Raw genomic sequence first — 23,834 nt, forward strand, 5'->3', positions numbered from 1 at the left:
GGCAATCAATACTAAAGATTGAAAAAGCCCTTTAAGGGCTTTTTTTATTTGTAAATTGATATAATTGAATGATAATTAAGCATAACAAGGTCTACTTATCTTCACCCTACTTTATTAAATACAAGAGAGTCTTATGTCTGGATTACGGCAGTTAGCTGCGCCTGCAATGCGCTTAATGGCGAATCTAAAATACAAAACTAAAATAAGCATCACGTTTGGCATTCTCTTGATCCCACTTGCACTAAGCATGTTTTTTTTGGTGTCGTTATTGAGTAAAAGTATTGATGTGTCGAAAATGGAACAACAAGGTTTAAAAGGCTATCGGGCAATACTTACCAATCAAATACAAGGGACAACCGATAAAAATATAAATGTGGCACGCTCGCTGGGCTTTAAAATTAAAGACAGCGAAGTAGACGATGTCCTTGAGCTTGTGTCTATTCAATCTAATTTAGCGCTAGATAGCGAACTTGCCAGCGCCTATTTAAATCGTGCATTGGTAACCCGTGTCCCTGCTTTTATCACTCAAATAAACCTAACCGCCGCGAGCGCAAATACAGTACTGAACAATAACCAATTTACTCCAGATACCTTTATTGCACTTTCAAACCTAAGTAAATCGTTACCCCAATTTGAGCAGCAACTTTTAAAAACACTAGCTATTGCTACGTCAGCGGATAAATCGGTAAATAAAGCGCTTTCTCCCACTTTAAATGAACTACAAAAATCAGTCTCAGCATTTAAGAACGCGATAGATAAAAAACTACTGGAACCCGACGACATAGAATTAACTCTGCGTGAATTTTCAGCACTCACTGACAATGTTCAAAAAAATATTAGCGCTTTAATCAACATCAGTATTCCAACTCTAGAATCGTTAATTAGTAATAAAATACAAACCCAGCAGTGGACCAGAAACACTGTTCTGATCGCCTCTATAATAAGTTTACTGTTTGCTCTTTATTTAATGGTTGGGTTTTATTTTGCAGTCGTTGACACCATAAGTCGCTTCACTAAAGCAGCCACTAAAGCAGCTAACGGTGACTTAAAGGCAACCCTTAACTCAATCGGGAGTGACGAAATGAGCGTTATTGCTGAGCAATACAACGCCCTACTCAATGCCTTTTCACATCTACTTTCAGATGTTAAAGCCAGCACCAAAGAGTTATGCGATGCCACTCAGTCTCTTTCGCATGCCAGTAGTCAAACCAGTGACGATGTAATAAAACAGCAAACGCGGGTAAATGCAATTAGCCATGCATTAAGCGACATGGCGCAAACTGCACATATAATTGAAGAATCAGCCCATCAGGCAACACTTACTGCACAAAGTGCCGCTGAGCATGTAAAACAGGGGTCGAGCAATACCATGGAGCTTGCTCAATACATGCAAGATTTAAAAATGGAGTTTACCGAAAGTCAGCAAGCACTTGACCGACTAGCTCAAGATAGCCAAGAAATTAGTAAAGTAAGTAAAGGGATCAGTGAAATTGCCGACCAAACAAACCTATTAGCACTCAATGCTGCAATAGAAGCAGCTAGAGCGGGTGAACACGGACGTGGTTTTGCGGTAGTCGCAGACGAAGTAAGAACACTTGCATTACGCACACAAACACAAACACAAGAAATTCACCAAATTATTAGCTCACTGCAAAAGGCATCTGACGATACACAAGTTAAAATGCGTTCAAGCGTTGAAAAAATGGAGTTATCTGTCGAAGCCGCAAACCAAACAAATACAGTACTGCAAAGTGCAGAAAGTAGTATGGGTGATATAAAGCATCAAGGCGAGGTCATCGCTGAACGAGTTAAACAGCAAGCCAACGCGACGACTCAGGCACTTAATGACTCGCAAGAAGTTAATAACTTAGCTGATCATACATTAGTGTCAGCGCAATCAACGCTGCAAGACGCCGAGCAGCTTTCACGCTTATCGAATGATTTAACAACGTCAATGCGCTTTTTTAAGTCTTAACTTTTAATATCTATAGCTCTAAATATCTATAAATAACAAAGCCGCTAAATAGCGGCTTTGTTATTTGAGTTATCATTTTATACAGCGAGGCCTTGGCTCAAATTCACTCACTCTTAATGGAAGCTGTATCACTTTGCCACATCCTGGAGGAGCTTGTTTACCTGTGTGCTCGTTTACAAAGGCCCAACGGATTGAAGGGGGGCGAGTATCGGCAATGGCTTGTGGGTTGAGTGGTTTTAAATAACGGATATAGGCTTCTAGCGCCCCTACACTGCCAGTTAAACCTGTGCTTTTATTATCATCGCGGCCAAGCCATGCAACGGTTACCGTGTTTTGATCAAACCCTGCAAACCAGCTGTCACGTAAATCATTGCTAGTCCCTGTTTTACCGGCTAGTTGAATAGACGGAAAGTGTAAGTTTAACCGCTTTGCTGTGCCGTCTTTTGTTACACGCTTCATTGCATATTTGGTCATGTACACAGAGGCTTCATCAAAACGAGGCTCTGCACTTACTTGATGTTTGTATAGCACGTTACCTACAGAGTCAGTAAGTGCTGATATAGACGTTAACTTCTTATACTCACCGTCATTTGCTATGGTGGTGTAAAGCTGGGCAACATCAAAACTAGATAACTCTAAAGCACCTAAAAGTAAAGACGGGTATTCATCTATTTGATCTTCCACTCCGAGTGATTTAAGCGTGTTTGCAACTTTTTCCACTCCTATATCTAAGCCTAAATTAACAGCAGGTATATTAATACTATTACTAAATGCTTGATAAAGCGGGATTGCACCACGGTATTGGCGATCAAAATTTTCAGGCTGCCATACATTACCTTCTTCGTTTGTTACCTGTAACGGCGAATCATCAAGTAATGTGGCTAAATTATAATTTGGTGATTGTAGTGCTGTTAAATAAACTGCAGGCTTAACTAAAGACCCTATATTTCTTTTTGTATCCAGTACTCTATTAAAGCCTGAATATCGAACGTCACGCCCTGCTACAAGGGCCGATACGCCACCTTTATCTGAATTTACAGAGATCATAGCAACCTCAAGCTTATCTGTTTTAGGGCGTTTCTCTAAATAAGGTAAGCTTTTCTCAACCGAGTTTTCCATTGCTGTTTGTTTTTGTAAATCAAAGTAAGTAAACACCCTAACACCAGCATCTAGTATCTGCTGATCGGGTAGTAATTTATTTAATTCACGGTTCACCAGTTCTAAATACCCTGGGTATGATTTTTGTAAACTTTCTTTCATTGGCGCAATGTCTATTGAGCGCTTAAGGGATGCTCGGTATTCTTTTGTGCTTATTAATTTATTTTCAACCATGAGGCGAAGTACTAAATCGCGACGCTCCATAGTGCGCTCTTTGTAGCGGCGAGGATTGTAATAAGACGGCCCTTTCACCATCGCTACTAGCAACGCTATTTGATCGTATTCAAGCTCATCTACTGGTTTTGAAAAATAAAACTCAGACGCCAAGCCCATGCCATGCACGCCTTGGTTATAAGATTGCCCTAAATAAACCTCGTTTAAGTAGGCCTCTAATATTTGGTCTTTTGAGTAACGATAATCAAGAATAAGCGCAATAAATGCCTCATTGATTTTTCGCAGCAGCGAACGTTCACGGGTTAAATATATATTTTTAGCGAGTTGCTGGGTTAACGTGCTACCGCCTTGGACTGTGCGCCCTGCTCTAATATTGGTATATAGAGCGCGTAAAATAGAAAAAACAGATACACCGTGGTGCTCATAAAAATTACGGTCTTCCACCACTAGCAAAGTGTCTTTTAACATAGCAGGAAACTTATCAAGGGGAACAAATTCTCTATCTTGCTTCGAATCGTTACCAATGCGGGCTATTTGAACAGGTTCTAATCGAGCGTTGTTCAAGCGCCTACCAAATTTATCTTTTACAGAGGCTACCTTTTGTCCCGCAAAACGCAGTTCAACAATCTTAGACTTCTCCAGCCCATCATAAAATTCAAACTCTCGTCGGTAAATTTTAATGCTATCGGCCGTTTTTACGTATTGGCCGGTCCGGCTGAGCCTATTAACAGATGAATAATTTAGACGCTCGAGTTCAAATTCTACTTCTTGACTTGATAAGAATTGCCCTGGGTAAAACTGCATTGCACGCGCATACACTTGAGCCGGGAGTTGCCATTTATTTCCTTCAAATACACGTGTGGTTTTTGAATCTAAATAAATAAAGTACATGGCCATAGCAATAAAAACAGCCAAACTCAGCTTCCAAAAGACTGACCATGTTTTTCTCATAAATGAGCGTTTAACAACAGTAGTTGCCGTTTTTTTTGTAGGTTTGGGTTTAGCTTTACGTGGCGAACTGCTTGCTTTCGTTGCACGCTTTGAAGGGGTTTTACTACTAGGTGTTTTTTTATTATCAGCCATGTAAGTGTAATGTGTTCCAACGGTTTATTTACAAAGGGGAGCTTAGCATATTGGTAATAACCCTAACACCTGAAAAATTAACCTTCCCTGAAACGAAAAAAAGCTCTACCTAAAGTAGAGCTTTGATGAACACACTATATAAATTTAGTTATTACGAACAGATACAAACTCAGGGTAAGCTTCTACACCACAGTCGTGTTGATCCATACCGTTAAGCTCTTCTTCTTCTGTAACACGTATACCCATTGTGTATTTTAATATAGCCCACACAATAAGCGATGCTACAAAAACAAATGCCAAGATAGTTACTAAGCCGATTAACTGATTAATAACGCTTGCATCACCGTTTGAAAGTGGAACCAGCATAATACCTAGTGCACCACATACACCGTGTACAGAAATAGCACCTACTGGGTCATCAATCTTAATTTTATCTAAAGCTATAATGCTAAATACAACTAATGAACCACCTAGTAAGCCTAGTAGACAAGCCATTAATGGAGAAGGTGAAAGAGGGTCTGCAGTAATAACAACTAAGCCCGCTAACGCACCGTTAAGTACCATTGTTAAATCAGCTTTGCCCCATAATACTTTACAAACAAATAGTGCTGCAATTGCACCCATTGCCGCAGCCGCGTTAGTGTTAAGTAAGATTTGACCTACAGCCGTTGCGTTTTCTTTATCAGATAGTAATAACTGTGAACCACCGTTAAAACCAAACCAACCCATCCACAAAATAAATGTACCTAAAGTAGCAAGCGGTAAGTTAGAACCTGGAATTGGATAAACTTCACCATTTTTTCCGTATTTACCTTTACGAGCACCTAGTAAAATTACACCAGCGAGTGCTGCTGCTGCACCTGCACCATGAACAATGGCAGAACCTGCAAAATCAACAAAGCCCATTTCAGACAAGAAACCACCGCCCCATGTCCAGTAACCTTCCATTGGGTAGATAAAACCAGTTAAAACAACAGTAAATGCTAAGAAAGCCCATAGTTTCATTCGTTCAGCAACCGCACCAGATACAATTGACATGGCTGTTGCAACAAAAACTACTTGGAAGAAAAAGTCAGACTCTAAAGAGTGGTCGGCATCAGCAGCTTGCGTACCAATTAACGCGCCCAGTGATGGCATAATTCCGCCCTCAGCGTTGTCTACATACATAATGTTGTAACCAACTAACAAAAACATGGTACACGCGATTGAATAAAGCGCGATGTTTTTAGTTAAGATTTCAGTGGTGTTTTTAGAACGAACTAAGCCCGCTTCTAACATGGCAAAACCAGCAGCCATCCACATAACTAATATACCCGATATCAAAAAGTAAAATGTATCGAGTGAAAATTTAAGTTCTACAATTGTATTTTCCATAAGCCCCTCTTAAATTGCCTCTTCGTCAAGTTCGCCAGTACGGATACGAACTATTTGATCTAAGTCGTACACAAAAATTTTGCCGTCACCAATTTTGCCTGTTGATGCAATTTTTGTGATTGCTTCAACAACGCGCTGACAATTTTCTGTACGAGTTGCAATTTCAAGTTTGATCTTTGGAATAAAATCGACTTGGTACTCTGCACCACGATATAGCTCTGTATGACCTCGTTGACGTCCAAAACCTTTAACATCAACTACAGTCATCCCCTCAATTCCTAAATCAGCGAGCGCTTCACGCACATCGTCTAATTTAAATGGTTTTATGATTGCACTAATCATTTTCATAGCGGCCCCCTCGGACTCTTTATTGTTATCCTGTTGGGTAACATAATCCAACCTTTGTGCCACTATTTAATTTAATTTAAAAACAACAACTTAACCTTTAAAACTAAACTCACCATAAAAAAAACGCACCATTTAGGTGCGTTTTTTTAACAACTCCGCTACATTGGTGCACATATAAAAACGACCCCAAAATTGCGCTATAATATAAACAGTTACCCGATACAGTTTCTGCCTTTGCTTTTTGCTTCGTATAACGCCTTGTCGGCAACACGCATCGCATCTTTTAAATTGGTATTTTGAAACTCTGCAAGCCCAATACTCGCTGTTATCGTGCAAGACTTGTCACTAATAGAAAAATCGTAACTCGCCATTTTTTTTCTAAACGCTTCTAAATATTCGCGTGCTCTGGCTAAATCGATATCAGGTAGAACAATGGCAAATTCTTCACCACCCACCCTTGCTACAGTAAATTTTGCAAAAGTTGAGCGAATAAGAGACCCAACCTGCTTAAGCGCTTGATCGCCGCCTTCGTGACCAAATGTATCGTTTATATTTTTAAAAAAGTCCACGTCGAGTAGCGCTAGCGTATTATTTTGATTTTGGTTTTTTAATAACTTTTCAGCATATTGATAAAAATAACGTCGATTGTATAAACCGGTTAAGTGATCTCTAAAAGCACTTTCTTTGATATCTGCAATCAGTGATAACTGTTCCATTGTTTGCAACACCCTGCAGTGAAATTCTTCATTCATAAAGGGTTTAGTCAAAAAGTCGTTTGCGCCATATTTTATAAAGCGTGCTGATAAACCGTGCTTGCCCGCTCCAGATAAACCAATTACAGCTAAATCATCGCGCCCTCTAAAATTACGAACTGCTTTAACTAGCTCAAAGCCATCCATTGTTGGCATGGCGTAATCGGTCATTAGCAGCTTTATATCTGGATCAGCTTTTAATATTTCAAGCGCTTGCTGCCCGTCATTCGCGGTGCTTACATCAAACAATTGCTTTTCGAGCATTTGCTTCATTAACGAACGACTCAACATAGAATCGTCCGCAATTAATGCCTTACAACCTTGGTTTCTTAAAAGTTGAGAAACCAATTTAACGGCATAATGATAAGAATCACGGTTATCTTTTATAACGTAATCTACCACACCATCTTCTAGCATTTGCTGACGTTTGTACTCGTCTATCTTTGATGTAAGCACAACCGTAGGAATTGCTTTAGAAAGTGTATATTTGGCAACTTCGCCATTTGGGGCATCGGGGAGAGTTAAGTCAACAAGTGCTAATGAATAGTCGTACTTTTCTACGTGCTCCTGGCATTCAGCTAATGACCAGGCAAAATCAACGGCAACATCTAAATACTGGGCAGTTAAGTGGCGTAAAACCTGCTGGACTACTTTACTGTCTTCAACCACTAATACTCTTTGCATAGACCTTCTCTTTGTTCTCATTATTTTTGCAACATCTGCTGCAAACACAAAATAATAAAACTTACTGGTACCACACTTTAAGCAGCAAAAATAAGTAAATAAAAAACATCCCAGAGTCATTGTTATTTAACGCTTTAAATATTAAAGCACATTCCATTAACCAGCTTGTAAATCAATAATTGTAATAAAAACAAACTTGCTGGCAAATATACCCGATTTTAATTCTTAGCTAAATAATTAAACAAAAATTTACACCATAAATAATTGATTATTTTACTTATCGGCTTATGTTAATTAACTCAACCATTAATATCGGCAGCTAGTCTCATTACTTTTGTTATTTTGCTTATTTTTATCTTTAATAGGTTATCAAATATAATAAGGACACCTCATGAAGCTTAGTCGTATTTTACCAATCACGGTTTTTGCATTAATGCTCAGCCCGCTTGCTGATGCTGATAATCAGCGCCGTATTGATGTAGACAGTAAAGTAGTCACCCAACACAAAGCTAAAATTAATGGTCAACGCTTTAATTATACGGTTGCCACAGGCACTCAACCCGTATGGGACGACAAAGGTGATGCCGTTGCTACGCTACAATACACGTATTACACGCGCGATAAAGTTGATGATAGAGCCAAACGCCCATTGCTCATTTCTTTTAATGGTGGCCCTGGCTCAGCCTCAGTTTGGATGCACTTAGCCTACACAGGCCCTCGCGTATTAAAAATTGATGATGAAGGCTATCCTATTCAACCCTACGGTGTAAAAGACAACCCGTACTCTGTGCTTGATGTTGCCGACATTGTTTACGTAAACCCAGTAAATACTGGCTATTCGCGAGTTATTGAAAACGAAAAAGGCGAAATGCTTTCTAAAGCTCAACAAAAAGAGATGTTTTTTGGCGTTAATGCCGACATTAAATACCTTGGCGAGTGGTTAAATACTTTTGTAAATAGAACAGAGCGTTGGCGCTCTCCAAAGTTTTTAATTGGCGAAAGTTATGGCACAACACGCGTATCAGGCCTTGCACATGAATTGCAAAATAGCCAATGGATGTATATTAACGGTGTTGTATTAGTGTCACCAACAGACATTGGTATTAAACGCGAAGGCCCCGTTAAAGCGGCAAATCGCTTGCCGTACTTTGCAGCCACTGCGTGGTATCACAAAGCACTAAACGCCGACTTACAAGCAAAAGACTTAGATGAACTCCTTCCTGAAGTTGAGCAATTTACTTTAAATGAACTAATACCCGCATTAGCAAAAGGCGGTTTTTTAGCGCAAGACGAAAAGCGTCGTATTATTAAAAAAATGGCTGAGTATGCAGGCCTTTCAGAAACCTTTGTCGATCAAAACAACCTCGATATCCCTACACAATTCTTCTGGAAAGAATTATTGCGTGACCGAGGACAAACAGTCGGCCGTTTAGACTCTCGCTACCTAGGTATAGACAAACGCGATGCTGGTGACTCACCTGACTACTGGGCAGAGCTGACTTCATGGTTGCACTCTTTTACGCCTGCGATTAATTACTACCTACGCGAGGAGTTAAACTATAAAACCGACATCAAATATAACTTATTTGGTAACGTTCATCCTTGGGATAGAAGTGGCAATAATACAGGTGAAAACCTTCGCTTAGCGATGGCTCAAAACCCTTACTTGAATGTAATGGTACAGGCGGGTTATTACGATGGTGCAACTAATTACTTTGATGCCAAATACACAATGTGGCAATTAGATCCAAGTGGAAAAATGAAAGACCGTCTAAGCTTTAAAGGCTACAGAAGTGGGCACATGATGTATCTTCGCCACGCTGATTTAGAAAGCTCAAATAACGACTTAAGGGAGTTTATACAAAACTCACTGCCTAAAGATTCTAAAGCTGCCAAATATTAAAATATTGATCAACCACCTATAAATGGCTTACCTGAGTCATTTATAGGTGCACATCCTTCCAGTTTTACAATAACTTATTTAACGGTTAGTTCGCGTAAATTACAACTTCCAACTTTAATAACCGGTTCGATTGCGGTGTAGCTTTTAGTTTCTAACATTGTGCGTAAATTAACGAGCGTTTTGAAGGTACTTTTAAGCCCCACTTTATTGTATAGCCACTTTGGTATATTTCCCCCTGGTAAAGCATAAACCTGATACTCAACATTTAAATCTTCGCCCTTTTGTGTAAGTAACCAATGTGCATTTAGCGTTTTTATTCTAACTACCCGCTTAGTTAATGGTAACTCTTCAGGACGCGATTCAATAGAAAGCTTGGTTTGCTGAGGAGAGAGCCTTGAATAACACGAATAGGTAACGGCATCACGGTTTGCCACAGGCCAAGGGGAGTCGATATAGCTATAAACGAGGTTTTCTGAAGGGCTTAAAGCTTTAATTACACGTACCTTAGACGTGTTTTCAAGCCAGCTTGAAGCAATACGCGTATCACTTAATAAATCTAAAAAGTCATTGGCTGTTACATCTTCAATATTTAGCTGACCTTTAACAACAAACGTATCATCAGAAAATTCCTGATATTCAATGCTTACTTCTTGCTCGTTTTTGTATAATTGCCAACGGGGCTCAGAGTAAACATTAAAGCTTAACAAAATAATTAATAAACTAATGCACTTTTGCATAGGGGTTAACTTACAAAAGTGCTTTATCATCATTTTTGCCAATAAGGCTCTATGTCATAAGAAGCAAGTCTACTTTGCTCCATTGCACTGACTAAATATTCAGACTTTTGCTCCAGCCAAGATTGAATTTTTGCAAGTTGCTCATCGTCTTGACCTGCGCATAATTGCTTTAAGTACTCTAGGGTACTGAGTTCATAAACACCATGCGAAATATCTAACCACGGCAACCTAAACTCAAGACGTTCTTCTTTATCGAACATCGATCCTAAGCAATTACCACTTAGCAAGCTGTTTTCAAGCTGCATTCTTAAATTAAGGTAGTCAAGTACACCTAGCGTTTGCTCTTTAGGCAATAATTGATGTAGGTTTTTCCAGTCTTTATTAAACAATCTTTCAGCAATAGAAGACACTGGATTTTCTGCAGCTTGGAGCTCTACCTGCCCCCAATCTTTTCGCCATTGCTTGTCAATCAACCACGTTGTTAACGAGAGCAATAAACGATTATAACGAGCACTATGAAAAAGCGCATTAATGTCATCAATACTAGGCTGTAGCTCTTTTAAATCGTTAATAACTTGCGCCAAAGCTGGCGCCGCATTTATTTTTTTATAAAATGCATGGCGTTTTGACGTATAAGTTTTTAACTGAATTGCATTTTCTACCCATGCTAACTCGCTCAAAAGCCATTTGAGCTCAGTACGAAGCTGTTCAGTACTGTCTTTAGAAACTATATCGTCAAACAACCAAAAAGTATGACGAATTAAACTAATACCATCAGTCACCCTTTTTAAGGTTTTTAAACTCGGTTTATCGAAGTAACACTGCTCATGCTTTTGCACAAACCGAATACCAAAGTTCATTGCTTCTTTTAAAGCGCTTTCTTGGGTTGCAGAACGAGGAAGCTTAACAAAGCCAATCGACTTACTAGGCTTAAGCGGATTGTCGTCGGCTAAACGGTAGCCGCGTGCTGCTTTTGAATACAAACCGAGTCGGATACAGTTTTGGCTAACTAAAATATCAGCCAAAGCAAACAGCTCATTGCGGCTACCTTCAATTAATTCTATTTCCAGCTCGCTGATCATCTCAACTTGCCCTGAGGCTGCAATTTCGCCTTTATCAAGCACCACTTCAATTTTTGCACCAGCTTGCGTTTCAATTAACCACGTACGGCGAATAAAATTAGTGCTAAAAATAGGGTACAAATTTTGTGAAATTGCATCTACTTGCATGCCATGTGGCCAAATATCAGCACTAAACGCCATTAAGTTAGGGCGGCTGGAATCAATAGGTAAGTTATATTCTGGGCGCTGATGAAGGCCACCTACAACTTCGCCGGCAAGCTTGATTGTTTGTTCGCACTGATTGTCAGAACAACGGGTTCTAAAGCCAATATCAAGAGCTCGAAGTTCACGGCTTGGCGTATCATAATAGGCATTTTGCAAACTACGCGATGGTTTATTTATAACCGTTTTAGCAAATTGAGTAATTAGTGAGGGGATCAGTGGGACAACGGCATCTGATACCAAAAATTTCAGTTCTATCTCAGTATCCATTCGGTCTGCGGATTACCTTTAAAATAAATAAGTGGTCAAAATAAACAAAGCGCTCTAACAATGCAAATTTTTTAGGCTTATTAAGTGCTTTAATCATGTCAGGGTTACAATATCAGCCTTGCTTTTAAAAGGCTAAATCCCTACTATCTTGCATTATATGTGAATTAAAAACCATGTTCATAACGGACTCAGTAAGAACAACAAGGTAGATAGATGCTAAAACATTGTTTATTCGGGCTACTTTTAACAGCCACTACGTTTATAAGCTACGCACAAGATGAAGCACAAACAGCGAGCTCATCAGATGCAAATACCGCTTACGTTATTGATAATTTGTATACATTTATGCGTTCAGGCGCGAGCAAAAATTATCGACTACTTGGCTCTGTAGACGCAGGAACAAAAATAACCGTACTATCTAGCGAAGAAAACGGCTTTATTAAAATAAAGGACGACAAAGACCGCGAAGGTTGGATAGAAACTAAATTTATTTCTACTACGCCTGGGTTACATCAACAATACCAAACCTTAAGCAGCGAAATGAGCACCATGCAGGAAAATTTACGCCTTGCTCAAATAGAACTACCGCAGCTACAAAAGCAAAATCAAACCTTAACCGATCAAAACCTGCAATTATCAGCGCAAATTACAAGCCTGCAAACAACACTCGCGCAAGAGCGCACGCAAAAAGAAGCCGCTAGTTCAAAAGAAAAACGACAACTACTTACCTACGGCGGTGCGATTGCATTTTTAGGGTTGTTTTTGGGAATTATTTTAACCATTGTTTTGTCGCGCCGTAAGCGTTACGAAGGCTGGGCATAAATTAATTGAATGAATGTTGTTCAATAAAAAAGCCGCTATTAGCGGCTTTTTTATTCGCATATCAAATATTGAGCTATGCATATATAGCACTGGCTTAACTATAAAAAAATAGATTAACTTACGATTTTTCCAGCGGCTGTACTTCTTTATTTTCGTTCATCTCTAACTTTGGCGCATTCATTCCCTTTAATAAACGACCGAATATATCAGCACCAGTAATAATACGCTTCTCATCACCCCATACCAGCACAACGTCGTGATCAATAGCACCATCAAACGATTTATCGAGCGAATGATTTGCGCGTATTTTTAAAATAACCTCACTTAAACGCAGTGTTTCATCCGTTACAATAATAGGTCTGTGGCAAAAATGGTAAGGGTCAAAAATATCTGGCTCAAATAATGCTGATCGTAAAAAACCATCTGCATCAACCACTAATAACGGCCACCCATCGTTGTTAGTCAAAATTACCCAGTTATAGCCCGATTTGTGTAATTTACGTAAAAACTCATTATCGGCTGATAATGTCAGTTCAGGAAAAATAGGTAAATCAAGTTTAGTAGGTAAAGAGATTATAGAATCTGGATCAATTATTTCCCCTTCTTTAGTTACACTGATTTCGTCTAAGCTAAAAAAGTTAAGTGCACCAATACCTTCAACATGTTGCACATCAGCTTCTTCTGCCTCAATGTGTTTACGTATTATTCCTCTAAGCTCGCTTTCAGCAAAATAGGTAATACCTTCTTTGCCCAGCCATGCATCAAGTACCAAGGCCGTTGGTTTAGCAACAACATAAAACAAAACTTGATAAAACTTTATTAATGGCGAAAGCATACTCGCCATTTTTAATGCATTACGAGAAAAATAAGCTTGAGGTGTTATCTCACCGATTATCGTAATCGCAATCGTTGAGAATAAAAACGAGCTAGCGCCCATCAATACAGAATCAGAGAGCAACGTGAGTAAAACGTTAATACCCACGTTACCCCACAAAATGGTTGCTAGTAAAAAGTTAGAGTCGTTACGAAGTGCCATAACCTTAATTGCCGCTTCGTTTCTTTTTGAACTTTCCATTTCAAGCTGTAATCGGCTTAACGAAAAGAACGCCAAATTCAAGCCCGAAAATATTGCCGATTGCGAAATACACAGAGCAATAGCACACCAAATCATGACATCAAACGTCATTTTATTTTCCTGTTAAAAAGTTTATAGCAGCAACAAACTGCCTAAACCTAAAAAGGTCACAAACCCAACAATGTCGGTAACCGTTGTTAAAATAACAGAGCCAGATAACGCTGGATCTATTTTCATTTTGTCTAAAATCGATGGTATTACAACGCCCGCGAGCGATGCCGCTACTAAATTTAATAAAATAGCGACTGTAATCGTTACACTTAACATCAAATCGTTAAACCATAAGTAGGTGAGTAAACCAATTACAAATGCCCACACTAAACCGTTAACAGCCCCGACTCTTAGTTCTTTTTTAAGTAACGCATTGCGGTTTGAATCAGTCACCTGCCCCAAAGCCAAACCACGCACGATAACGGTTAATGTTTGACTACCCGCAATTCCTCCCATTGAGGCTACAACCGGCATAAGCACCGCTAAAGCAACCACTTGTTCTATAGTGGCGCCAAATAAACCAATAAACCACGATGCTAAAAATGCCGTTGCCAAGTTTATACCTAGCCAAATACCACGGTTTTTAGCACTTTTTCGTACACTGGCAAATAAATCTTCGTCCTCTCGTAAACCACCCGCCTTTGCGGTGGCTTCATCGGTTATTTCTTGGCGAAGTTCGTAAGCAGAGGCAATTGTTAATCGCCCTAATAATTTATTATCTGAATTTACAACCGGCATAGCCATTTGCTCAGAGTGAATTACGACTTCAGCAGCTTCATATAAATCATCGTCTGCATGCAACGATGAAAAATCATGATTTGCCAGTGTCATTAAATTGTCGTTATCGTGTGCTTTAATAACATCGTTAATGGCCACTTCACCAATTAAACTGCCTTTGCGGGTCACTAAATAAATAACTTCGCTGTATTGCGGTACACCTTTGAATAAAAGTTTTTTTGCACCACCAGCGGTTAACTTGTCAGACACTTTTAAAATATCAAAACCTAGCCAGTGACCTAATTGTTCTGGTGGGTATTGCTGTGCTAAATCGTACTGCTTGGTTTGCGCTTCATCTAATTGCTTTTTTGCATAGTCGACAAACCGCTCTGGTATAACTTCTTCTAATTCGAGTAGCTCTTCTACATTTACTTCATCAAGTAATTTAAATGCATCACTGTCATCAAGTGTTTGCAGTAACCATAAACAACTGTCAGGGCTTAAATTTACAAAAATTTCATGCTGTGTATCTTCGTCAAGCAATTGCCAAATTTCGAGTCGCTGCTCTTTGGGTATTGCTTCAAACAATAAAGATAGATGCTCTGTAGAAAGTGTGCTTTGTGCGTCGATCAACAGTTTATTCTTACGTTCTGTGGTGTCGCATTGCAGTAAGTCGTTTATGAGTTGTGGAAGCTGATCTACCGGATACTCAATCATTAAAAAAACCTTAAAATTAAAAAGCACATTATTTACAGTTTACCTTCTCAATTAAAAATTGCAGAAAAAACGGTACTTTAATTAAAGATGTGCATGCTATTTTGCGCATTGTATGGGCAAAACCAAGGCAGTACTATTTATTTTTATATAAATTAAAAGTATGAAATTAAGGTATCAGAAAACAAAGGGAAAGAAGTTGGGCAACTATGAATACTAAAGCATACAAGCATTATTTTGTATGCTTTAAATATGTGGGATTAAATTTCGATTAATAACCCTTTGTCTTTTTTTACTTTTTCAATAACCATATAAGTATGGTGTGTGCCTACACCGGGGATATCAACTAAGTCACCCAACACTTGCCTGTACTCTTCCATGTTAGATACACGTATTTTTAATAAGTAGTCGTAACCGCCTGCAACCATGTCACATTCTACAACTTGTTCCATTTTTAATATGTGTTCTTTAAATACTTTAAATACAGCAGTATTTGAGGTAACCAACGACACTTGAACATGAGCCACTAAGCTTTGGTTTAACTTAGCTTCGCTTAATTTAGCATAATAACCCTCAATATAGCCTTCTTGCTCTAATCGCTTTACGCGATCAAGGCATGGGCTTGGGCTTAAATTAACTTGTTTTGCTAAGTTAACGTTAGAAATTCTGCCGTTTTTTTGCAAAACGTCTAAAATTGCTAAATCAATGCGATCTAGCATGCGTAATCTATTTGGATTTGTCATACAGAATTTTATGCGGATAAGTTAAATTTATGCCCTGTAAATTATCGTAAATCGACAAATTTAACCAGCATATTCTGCTGAATTTTATTTAGAATGCACTCTCAATATCACTGGTATTTTATTGGTAATTAAATTTACTTTAAATCTTAACACTCCTAAGGGTTGCTTATGTTATTCAACGGCGATTTAACAACTGACTGTCCTATAAGACAAAAAATCCGTGACTTTTACCGCATAGACGAAAATGCGGTTATCGATCATATTTTACCGCTTGCAGAAGTAGGCGTTAAAGCACGAAGCCGTGCCTGGGAAAGAGCCCGCCAAATTGTTTTAAACATTCGTAAAGAACAAGATGGTCAAGGCGGTGTAGATGCACTACTCAATGAGTTCTCGCTTTCAAGTGAAGAAGGCGTAGTGTTAATGTGTTTAGCCGAAGCGTTGCTTCGTGTACCAGACAAAGAAACCCAAGAAGCCCTTATTCGCGACAAGTTAGCAAAAGGTGATTGGAGCTCTCATTTAGGCAGTAGCGACTCTTTATTTGTAAATGCATCATCTTGGGGCTTATTAGTAACCGGTAAAATGGTTAACTACACAGATAAAACCAAAGACCAACAGTTTGGTATGCTTAAAAAAACCATTGGTCGTTTAGGTGAGCCAGTTATTCGCAAGTCTGTAAACTTTGCAATGAAAATTATGGGCAAGCAATTCGTTATGGGTCGTACCATAAACGAAGCAATTGAACGTGCTGCCGACACAGAGCAAAAGGGTTATGTATACTCTTACGATATGCTTGGTGAAGGCGCGCGTACAAGTAAAGATGCTAAACGCTACTTTGACAGCTACATGAATGCCATCCACTCAATTGGTAAAGCGGCAAATGGCCGTGGACCAGTTAAAAGCCCGGGTATCTCTGTAAAGCTTTCTGCTATTCATCCGCGCTATGAGTTCACTCATAAAGACCGAGTAATGGCTGAAATTGTACCTAAGCTAAAAGAGCTTGCTCTGGCTGCAAAGCAGTACGACATTGGTTTTACCGTTGATGCAGAAGAAGCTGACCGTTTAGATATTTCATTGGATATTATCGAAGCCGTATTTAGCGATAAAGATTTAGATGGATGGCAAGGGTTTGGCTTAGCTGTTCAAGCGTATCAAAAACGTGCGATTTTTGTTATTGAGTGGCTAACAGAGCTTGCTACGCGTGTAGGTCGTAAACTAATGGTGCGCTTAGTTAAAGGCGCATATTGGGATACTGAAATTAAAACTACACAGCAAGATGGTTTAGATCACTACCCTGTATTTACCCGAAAAGCCACAACCGACGTATCATATAAAGCATGTGCAATTAAAATGCTAGAAGCACGTGATGTGCTATACCCACAATTTGCAACGCACAATGCATACACTGCAGCAACTATTCTAGAAGTGGCTAAAGGCGATAACACCGGATTTGAATTCCAACGTTTACACGGCATGGGTGAATCGTTATTTGACCAAATTGTAAATGCGGAGAAAATTCAGTGCCGTGTATACGCTCCCGTTGGCCAACACGAAGACCTACTGGCCTATCTTGTTAGACGTTTACTAGAAAATGGTGCAAATTCATCGTTTGTAAATGCCATAGTTGATACCTCTAAACCGGTAGAAACACTGCTGCCAGATCCGGTAGAAACGCTGCAAGGGCTTCGCAACAAATACAATACGCAAATTAAAATGCCAATTGATTTATACGGCGAAGAACGCGCCAACTCTAAAGGCATGGATTTAACCGATATAAACGTAATTACCCCGTTCAAAGACAACCTAGACAATTGGTTTAACGAGCACCTAATAGATCAAAGCCAAGTCCCTGATGGATCACTTGCTGTTAAAAACCCAGCAAACCATAAAGAAATCATCGGCCATGTAAAACTACAAAGTGGCGATGAGATGAAAAAACTACTTGCTAATGCAGAAGCAGCGTTTGAGTCATGGTCGCAAACCCCTGTAAAAGACCGCGCTAATTTATTACGCCGAATTGCTGACATTTTAGAACGTCATCACGACGAGCTCGTTGCTATTTGTATCAAAGAAGCGGGTAAAGTAGCACAAGATGGCATAGACGAAGTACGTGAAGCAGTCGACTTTTGTCGTTACTACGCTGCACGAGCCGAAGAACTCTCAGAAGATGAGCGCTTTGAAGCACGGGGGGTAATTCTGTGTATTAGTCCATGGAACTTCCCACTTGCTATATTTTTAGGCCAAGTGGCTGCTGCCATTGTTACGGGTAACACTGTTATTGCCAAACCGGCTGAACAAACAAGCTTAATTGCACTGCGTACCATTGAACTAATGCTATCGGTTGGCTTACCAGAGCACGTTGTGCAACCTGTTATCGCACGCGGTAGTGAAGTGGGTAAAACAATTGTTCCTGATGAGCGTATTCAAGCAGTTATGTTTACAGGTTCAACTGAAACCGGCACATTAATTTCTCAAACGCTTGCAGCACGAAACGACATACAAGTGCCATTAATCGCCGAAACAGGTGGTCAAAACTGTATGATTGTTGACTCTACAGCACTGCCTGAGCAAGTAGTTGATGATGTTATAAGTTCTGGTTTCCAAAGTGCTGGTCAACGTTGTTCAGCACTGCGAGTATTGTTTATCCAAGAAGACGTTGCTGACGGCATCATTGAAATGCTTAAAGGTGCTTTGGCTGAATTACATATTGGCGATCCATCATTGTTATCTACCGATGTAGGACCAGTAATAGACGAAAAAGCACTTAAAAACTTAACCGAACATGTTGAGTATTTAAAAGGCAATGCAACACTTCATTACGAATGTAAAATTCCGGATAACAGTGAAAATGGTGCGTACTTCTTTGCGCCACGCCTTTACGAAATAAAAGACCTTTCTGTACTTAAGCGCGAAGTATTTGGTCCATGTGTTCATATTATTCGCTTCAAAGCGAATCAACTTGATGACGTAATTGATCAAATAAACAATACAGGTTACGGCTTAACAATGGGTGTGCATTCACGTATTGAAGAGCGTTGCGAGTATCTTGCTAAAATGTCTCGTGCGGGAAATGTATACGTAAACCGTAATATGATAGGCGCAATTGTTGGTGTGCAACCTTTTGGTGGCCGAGGCCTATCGGGTACAGGCCCTAAAGCCGGTGGCCCTAACTACCTACAGCGTTTGGTGAAAGAAAAAGCATCGCCAGAAAACGTACAAATGACAAACCTAACGCCAGATGAGCTTGATTTACACCACTACAGTGGCGCAAATGCTCAAGTAGAAAAGCTAATGGCGAACTCAATGCGCGATGAAAAAATTTGGCGAGCAACCCCGCTAAATGATCGTGTATCTGCTGTTCGTCAGCTACTAGCCAAAATTGCTACGGTTGAAATTATTGATGACCTTGCTGACGATTTAGCTTTAACGCTAGCAGATGCGCGCGCACAGCTAAACCGCCTTGAAAAGCACATGCGTAAATTTACAACATTGCCGGGGCCAACGGGTGAGTCTAACACGCTTCACTTAGAAGCTCGCGGCTGTGTTGTTTGTTATGCGGATAAGAGTACCTCTTTTAACTTTTGGGCGTTATCTATTATCACAGCATTAGCTGCGGGTAATACGGTAATTACAGTTGCCTCTGAAATGTTTTACGAAGAAGCCGAAGCATTCAGAGAGAAGTTTATTGCTACAGGTGTTGCTGAAGGGGTATTCCAAGTAGCTAAACCTAATCAGTTACAAGCTATTTTGGCCCACCCTCATTTAGCAGGCGCAGTTGTTGCAGCGCGTTCGTCGCGTTTAGGTTACTTCAGCCAGCAACTTGCACAACGTAAGGGCGCTATATTACCTGTGATCAGTTCTGAATATTACGACACATTAATCAAGCGTCTTATCACTGAAAAAACAATTAGTGTCGATACAACGGCGTCAGGTGGTAATACATCCTTGATGACCTTAGTTGAAGATGATGATTAATTAAGCTAATACTAATTACTTATAATGTTTATTAAAGGCACCTTTTGGTGCCTTTTTTCTATTTAAAGTACGTAAAGTTTGCTATTTTCAATATAGATTTATTAGTTAAGTAGTTAAATTGAAAAAGCTCCCTGTTTCTAAATTACTCCCTGGTATGTTTGTGCAAAGCGTCACAAAACAAACTGGCAGAGTAAAAATAAAAAGCCAAGGCTGGGTAAAAACCCAAACGAGTATTGATAAGCTTATTAAAGCGGGTATTTTAGAAGTCGAAATCGACCCAGATAAAACACTCACCGAAACAGTACCTGAAAAAGAACAAACCAAAACACCTTCCACAAAAATAAAACGCGATCCTTGGCAAAAAACGCATAGTGCACCTCAAGAAATGAATAAAGCTAAAAAGCTTTATGACGAAGCTAAAACGCTGCAAATAAAAGCATTTAAAGATATCAAGTCCGGCCTGAACATCGATATTGCTCCATTTAGAGAGCTAGCTACTGGTTTTATGGATTCAGTTTTTAGAAACCAAGACGCCCTAGCCTGCCTCACACAAATGCGCCAAAAAGATGCTTACTTGCTCGAGCACTCCATTAACGTATCTATCTTAATGGGGATTTTTGCAAAGCACCTTAATATTGAAAAAGACATTATTGTAGAGCTCACCACCGGTGCGCTGCTGCATGATATTGGTAAAATAAAAACGCCAGATGAGGTCCTCAATAAGCCTGGGCGCTTAACCGAAGCCGAATTTGAAATAATGAAGCAGCATGCGGTTTACTCTAAACAAATTTTAGAGGAGTCAGGTTTAACTGGTATTGCTGTAGATATTGCAGGCATGCATCATGAACGTATAGACGGAACTGGTTACCCTTTTGCTAAAAAAGGAAGTGAAATAAGCCAGTATGTCCGCATGGCTTCTATTGTAGATGTATACGACGCCCTCACAGCAGAGCGAGTATATAAATCGGGCATGGAACCCATTAAGGCATTTAAAATATTAAAAGAAGGCTGCCCAAGTAGCTTTGACGGCGAATTACTAACTAAGTTTATTCAGTGTATTGGAATTCACCCTGTGGGCACATTAGTAAAGCTTTCAAGCCAAAAAGTCGGGCTTGTGACAGAAAGTAATCCCGCGATGCCATTAAAGCCGATTGTTAAAACCTTTTATAATGCAAAGCACAGCCGTTATACAGAAGTGCTCGATATTGATTTGTCAAACAAGCGAATTGAAGACTCACTCGAAACAACCGTAAAAGCCGGCGACTTCAACATTGATTTAGAGCGCTTTTACAAAAACTCTGTATTACCTTAAATAGTCAGTATAAGCTCAATGTTACTCATTGAGCTTATACTTTTTGTTACTCTGGCCAGTCTTGCAGGGCTTTTAAACTAAACTCATAACCGTCAAAATCTATTACGCTTTGCTCAGGTGTAATTTCTTTTACCATTAATGCACCAATACTCTCACCTTCGTGAAGCTCTCGCCCATTTAACTTTATCCAGCGTTTATCTGCACTTGATGAATAGATATGTGCTTGATACTTTATGCTAGGTAGCATGGCTTGTAGGCCATCTGGTAACAATTCGATAGGCTCTACCCGAGATGACGATTTAGAGGCCTGAGTTACCTCATAATCTTGGTTTTTATCGACATCTTGCACTGCCTGTGCAAACGCATTTTTAAGTGTAGTTGGCACAGCATCAAGCTCAGGGTCACTTTTAGGTTCAGCTTGCGTTACACCACTAATTGGCTTACCCAACACTTTATATTTACTCATATCAATAGTTGCTGACGACGTACTTTGAGTTTGTTCAAAACCGCCTTGGTTATAAGTTAACTGTGTATTTGAATTAAGTTGACCTTGGTTTGGCTGATTATAATTTTGCGTATTTACAAGCGAAGGTTGATTAAAAGTTTGTTGGATGCCACTAGCTGCACCTGTTGATGGCATTGGAATATACTGCCCAGTTGGTGTTAACAACATTTGCTGAATACCCGTGGGTGTTTGCACGTGCACTAATTGCCCTTCAATAGTTGCGGTGTTGCTTGGTGCTTTTTCAGGTTTAGGCTTTACATTCACCTCAGCTTGTTCAGTGGCAGGTAATGCTGCTGTCTGTAATTCAGTCGTTACTTGTTCATTACTTTGAGTGCTAACTACATTTGAGGGTTCAACAGAGCCAGGTGATTGGACCCATTTACCAAAAGTAAATCCGGCCGCCACCGTTACAAAGGCAACCAAGCTGCCCCCCAAAACAAAGGCTATACGGCGGTAGCGAGCGAGTGCTTGTTGCTGTTTTAACTGCTCCGACTGTAAATCGTATTGCTCGGCGCTCATATCAGCTTGTTGAGATTGCTTTAATGCATCTAATAAATAAGACATAAATCACCTAACTATAAAATAAAGGAAAGCCCAATACCTGCGGCAAACAAAGCGCCGAAAGCAAAGCAATAAATTAAAATCGATGGCGACTGCTCAGGCTTATTCGTTGTTGCAACAAAGTCAGAAGGTAGTGATTCTTGCGCAGATTGTTTAACAATTTCAGCATCTACAACAAGTTGCTGCTTCGAAAAAGTACCCACTAAAGCTCGTTCACACACTAGGTTCATCAAGCGAGGTATACCGCCTGTCATTTTATGAACCATCTGCATTGCATCCATCGAAAACAATCCTTTATCGCACCCAGCAATGTGTAACCGGTGCTTGATATACGCCACTGTTTGGCCTTGTGTTAAAGGTAATAAGTGGTAACGCGCTGTGATCCGTTGAGCAAGCTGTCTCAATTCATTACGTTTTAATAAATCTTGAAGTTCTGGCTGACCTACAAGCACGATTTGCAATAGCTTTTTGTGGTCGGTTTCTATATTAGTTAATAAACGAAGTTGCTCTAGCACATTGGGGGCAAGTAGCTGCGCCTCGTCGATAATTAAAATAGTATGGCCACCCGCCTTGTTATTACTCTCTAAGTGTTTTTTTATTATATCGGTTAAGCTTTTAAGCGTTGCATTTTGTGCATCATAACTAATCTTCAATTCATCGCAAATACTGGCCAACAACTCAAGTTCTGATAGCGCAGGATTATGAATCATCGCTACTTGTGTATTTTCAGGTAATTGCTCTAGCATGCTGCGGGTGATTGTTGTTTTTCCGGTGCCTACTTCGCCCGTTAGTAATACAAAACCACCGTCCTCACCCAATCCATAGGTTAAGTGTGCTAAGGCTTCTTTGTGGCGCTCGCTTAAAAATAAATAATGAGGGTTAGGCGAAATCGAAAAAGGTTTTTCGTTCAGGCCAAAATAGCTTAAATACACCGCGATGTTCCTTCGTAATTAAATCACCGCCTATAATGGCAAAAAAACGCGCACAGTAACATCGTTGTGGGCGCTTTATTGTTGAAATAAAGTAAATTTATGTAAAAACAAAAAAGCGCAGCTACAGAAGTGACCTCCAATAACTACGCTTTTTAATCAAACTTATTTGGTCTTTATTTTTCGTAGCGAACGAGACGCAAATAAACATCACTGGTTTTAGGACGTAAACTATTTAGCCCACTGTCAAACTGATACACCCAGGCCGAACTCATACTACTTACACCCGATGTGCTAGACCAATAATTTTGAGATTTAGTGCCTAAAAAAACAACCTCATTTATACTTGGCTCTGTACAACTGTGCTCTAAAATACTGGCTAGCTCTTTAATATTAGGCACCTGCCAATCATCATAATTTGCGGTTGTATCGTTAGTCGCGCCTCGTAAAGCTTCTTGCCACGTCACTGCAGGCGTAGACCCTTCGCACAGTAATGTTTCTGTATTATAGGTTTGAGAATAACTACAACGCTGCCACATTAGGCCAGTTTCAGTGTCAGATACTGTACCATCAGCATTAACGGTAAACCTATCGGTTGGGGTTGTTGTGTCAGCACCGCCATAACATGTTTGCGCAGCTACATTAAAACTAAAGCCAAAAACTATAAACGTATTTAATAATTTTAATTTCAT

The 23,834-nt window shown here is 39.7% G+C and carries 17 protein-coding genes; 5 read left to right on the top strand and 12 right to left on the bottom strand.

Annotated features, from left to right (window positions below; all coding sequences use genetic code 11):
* Window positions 1-133: 133 nt before the first annotated feature.
* Window positions 134-1,975 (top strand): methyl-accepting chemotaxis protein, encoded by a 1,842-nt coding sequence (locus ATS72_RS07625; protein WP_058430160.1) that lies wholly within the window; start codon window positions 134-136, stop codon window positions 1,973-1,975.
* A 72-nt stretch (window positions 1,976-2,047) separates the two neighbouring features.
* Here the strand turns inward: ATS72_RS07625 and mrcB are convergent, their stop codons facing one another.
* The 4 genes from mrcB to ATS72_RS07645 all read right to left on the bottom strand — a co-directional run bounded on the left by mrcB (window position 2,048) and on the right by ATS72_RS07645 (window position 7,548).
* A complete protein-coding gene (gene mrcB, locus ATS72_RS07630; RefSeq protein ID WP_058430161.1) occupies window positions 2,048-4,390 on the bottom strand; it encodes a penicillin-binding protein 1B in 2,343 nt (780 codons plus the stop codon).
* A 144-nt stretch (window positions 4,391-4,534) separates the two neighbouring features.
* Window positions 4,535-5,764: an ammonium transporter gene (locus ATS72_RS07635; protein ID WP_006791512.1), complete on the bottom strand. Its 1,230-nt coding sequence runs from the start codon at window positions 5,762-5,764 to the stop codon at window positions 4,535-4,537.
* 9 nt (window positions 5,765-5,773) lie between these two features.
* Entirely contained in the window at window positions 5,774-6,112 is a 339-nt protein-coding gene (locus ATS72_RS07640) for a P-II family nitrogen regulator (RefSeq protein ID WP_004587162.1), read from the bottom strand.
* 212 nt (window positions 6,113-6,324) lie between these two features.
* The gene (locus ATS72_RS07645; protein ID WP_006791513.1) at window positions 6,325-7,548 is read right to left on the bottom strand and encodes a response regulator; all 1,224 of its coding nucleotides are present in this window, start codon (window positions 7,546-7,548) and stop codon (window positions 6,325-6,327) included.
* Between the two features lie 391 nt (window positions 7,549-7,939).
* Between ATS72_RS07645 and ATS72_RS07650 the strand changes: the two genes are divergently transcribed.
* A complete protein-coding gene (locus ATS72_RS07650) occupies window positions 7,940-9,451 on the top strand; it encodes a S10 family peptidase (RefSeq protein ID WP_058430162.1) in 1,512 nt (503 codons plus the stop codon).
* 74 nt (window positions 9,452-9,525) lie between these two features.
* On the opposite strand, the gene ATS72_RS07655 is transcribed toward ATS72_RS07650, so the two are convergent.
* Window positions 9,526-10,218, bottom strand: a complete 693-nt coding sequence (locus ATS72_RS07655) for an START domain-containing protein (RefSeq protein WP_058430163.1) — start codon at window positions 10,216-10,218, stop codon at window positions 9,526-9,528.
* On the bottom strand, window positions 10,218-11,741 hold the full coding sequence (locus tag ATS72_RS07660; protein WP_010556984.1) for a CYTH and CHAD domain-containing protein: 1,524 nt from the start codon (window positions 11,739-11,741) through the stop codon (window positions 10,218-10,220). Before ATS72_RS07660 ends, ATS72_RS07655 begins: the two co-directional genes overlap by 1 nt.
* A 213-nt stretch (window positions 11,742-11,954) precedes the next feature.
* Between ATS72_RS07660 and ATS72_RS07665 the strand changes: the two genes are divergently transcribed.
* Entirely contained in the window at window positions 11,955-12,563 is a 609-nt protein-coding gene (locus tag ATS72_RS07665) for a TIGR04211 family SH3 domain-containing protein (RefSeq protein ID WP_039037730.1), read from the top strand.
* Between the two features lie 118 nt (window positions 12,564-12,681).
* Here ATS72_RS07665 and ATS72_RS07670 read toward each other — a convergent pair whose 3' ends face one another.
* The 3 genes from ATS72_RS07670 to ATS72_RS07680 form a co-directional block, all read right to left on the bottom strand.
* Window positions 12,682-13,749, bottom strand: a complete 1,068-nt coding sequence (locus ATS72_RS07670) for a DUF21 domain-containing protein (RefSeq protein ID WP_058430164.1) — start codon at window positions 13,747-13,749, stop codon at window positions 12,682-12,684.
* A 21-nt stretch (window positions 13,750-13,770) separates the two neighbouring features.
* Complete coding sequence (locus tag ATS72_RS07675; RefSeq protein ID WP_058430165.1) at window positions 13,771-15,123, bottom strand: magnesium transporter; 1,353 nt, start codon at window positions 15,121-15,123, stop codon at window positions 13,771-13,773.
* Between the two features lie 257 nt (window positions 15,124-15,380).
* Window positions 15,381-15,863, bottom strand: a complete 483-nt coding sequence (locus ATS72_RS07680; protein WP_033035753.1) for a winged helix-turn-helix transcriptional regulator — start codon at window positions 15,861-15,863, stop codon at window positions 15,381-15,383.
* A 168-nt stretch (window positions 15,864-16,031) separates the two neighbouring features.
* Between ATS72_RS07680 and putA the strand changes: the two genes are divergently transcribed.
* Window positions 16,032-19,835, top strand: a complete 3,804-nt coding sequence (gene putA, locus ATS72_RS07685; protein WP_058430166.1) for a bifunctional proline dehydrogenase/L-glutamate gamma-semialdehyde dehydrogenase PutA — start codon at window positions 16,032-16,034, stop codon at window positions 19,833-19,835.
* 118 nt (window positions 19,836-19,953) lie between these two features.
* Window positions 19,954-21,147, top strand: a complete 1,194-nt coding sequence (locus ATS72_RS07690) for an HD-GYP domain-containing protein (RefSeq protein ID WP_058430167.1) — start codon at window positions 19,954-19,956, stop codon at window positions 21,145-21,147.
* Window positions 21,148-21,193: 46 nt separating this feature from the next.
* Here ATS72_RS07690 and ATS72_RS07695 read toward each other — a convergent pair whose 3' ends face one another.
* The 3 genes from ATS72_RS07695 to ATS72_RS07705 form a co-directional block, all read right to left on the bottom strand.
* On the bottom strand, window positions 21,194-22,216 hold the full coding sequence (locus tag ATS72_RS07695; RefSeq protein ID WP_058430168.1) for a general secretion pathway protein GspB: 1,023 nt from the start codon (window positions 22,214-22,216) through the stop codon (window positions 21,194-21,196).
* Window positions 22,217-22,227: 11 nt separating this feature from the next.
* Window positions 22,228-23,145 carry an ExeA family protein gene (locus tag ATS72_RS07700; protein WP_010556976.1) on the bottom strand — a complete coding sequence of 306 codons (918 nt, stop codon included), beginning with the start codon at window positions 23,143-23,145 and terminating at the stop codon, window positions 22,228-22,230.
* Window positions 23,146-23,318: 173 nt separating this feature from the next.
* Entirely contained in the window at window positions 23,319-23,834 is a 516-nt protein-coding gene (locus ATS72_RS07705; RefSeq protein WP_006791527.1) for an Lcl C-terminal domain-containing protein, read from the bottom strand.

Origin of the sequence: Pseudoalteromonas sp. 13-15, from assembly GCF_001468205.2 — a bacterium.
GTDB classification, from domain to species: Bacteria; Pseudomonadota; Gammaproteobacteria; order Enterobacterales; family Alteromonadaceae; genus Pseudoalteromonas; species Pseudoalteromonas marina.

Excerpts from the sequence above, each read along its gene's own strand:
- ATS72_RS07640 (WP_004587162.1), bottom strand. The coding sequence starts at position 6,112 with ATGAAAATGATTAGTGCAATCATAAAACCATTTAAATTAGACGATGTG.
- ATS72_RS07670 (WP_058430164.1), bottom strand. The coding sequence starts at position 13,749 with ATGACGTTTGATGTCATGATTTGGTGTGCTATTGCTCTGTGTATTTCG.
- ATS72_RS07665 (WP_039037730.1), top strand. The coding sequence starts at position 11,955 with ATGCTAAAACATTGTTTATTCGGGCTACTTTTAACAGCCACTACGTTT.
- ATS72_RS07705 (WP_006791527.1), bottom strand. The coding sequence starts at position 23,834 with ATGAAATTAAAATTATTAAATACGTTTATAGTTTTTGGCTTTAGTTTT.
- ATS72_RS07650 (WP_058430162.1), top strand. The coding sequence starts at position 7,940 with ATGAAGCTTAGTCGTATTTTACCAATCACGGTTTTTGCATTAATGCTC.
- ATS72_RS07695 (WP_058430168.1), bottom strand. The coding sequence starts at position 22,216 with ATGTCTTATTTATTAGATGCATTAAAGCAATCTCAACAAGCTGATATG.
- ATS72_RS07635 (WP_006791512.1), bottom strand. The coding sequence starts at position 5,764 with ATGGAAAATACAATTGTAGAACTTAAATTTTCACTCGATACATTTTAC.
- ATS72_RS07660 (WP_010556984.1), bottom strand. The coding sequence starts at position 11,741 with ATGGATACTGAGATAGAACTGAAATTTTTGGTATCAGATGCCGTTGTC.
- ATS72_RS07655 (WP_058430163.1), bottom strand. The coding sequence starts at position 10,218 with ATGATAAAGCACTTTTGTAAGTTAACCCCTATGCAAAAGTGCATTAGT.
- ATS72_RS07675 (WP_058430165.1), bottom strand. The coding sequence starts at position 15,123 with ATGATTGAGTATCCGGTAGATCAGCTTCCACAACTCATAAACGACTTA.
- ATS72_RS07680 (WP_033035753.1), bottom strand. The coding sequence starts at position 15,863 with ATGACAAATCCAAATAGATTACGCATGCTAGATCGCATTGATTTAGCA.
- putA (WP_058430166.1), top strand. The coding sequence starts at position 16,032 with ATGTTATTCAACGGCGATTTAACAACTGACTGTCCTATAAGACAAAAA.
- ATS72_RS07625 (WP_058430160.1), top strand. The coding sequence starts at position 134 with ATGTCTGGATTACGGCAGTTAGCTGCGCCTGCAATGCGCTTAATGGCG.
- mrcB (WP_058430161.1), bottom strand. The coding sequence starts at position 4,390 with ATGGCTGATAATAAAAAAACACCTAGTAGTAAAACCCCTTCAAAGCGT.
- ATS72_RS07645 (WP_006791513.1), bottom strand. The coding sequence starts at position 7,548 with ATGCAAAGAGTATTAGTGGTTGAAGACAGTAAAGTAGTCCAGCAGGTT.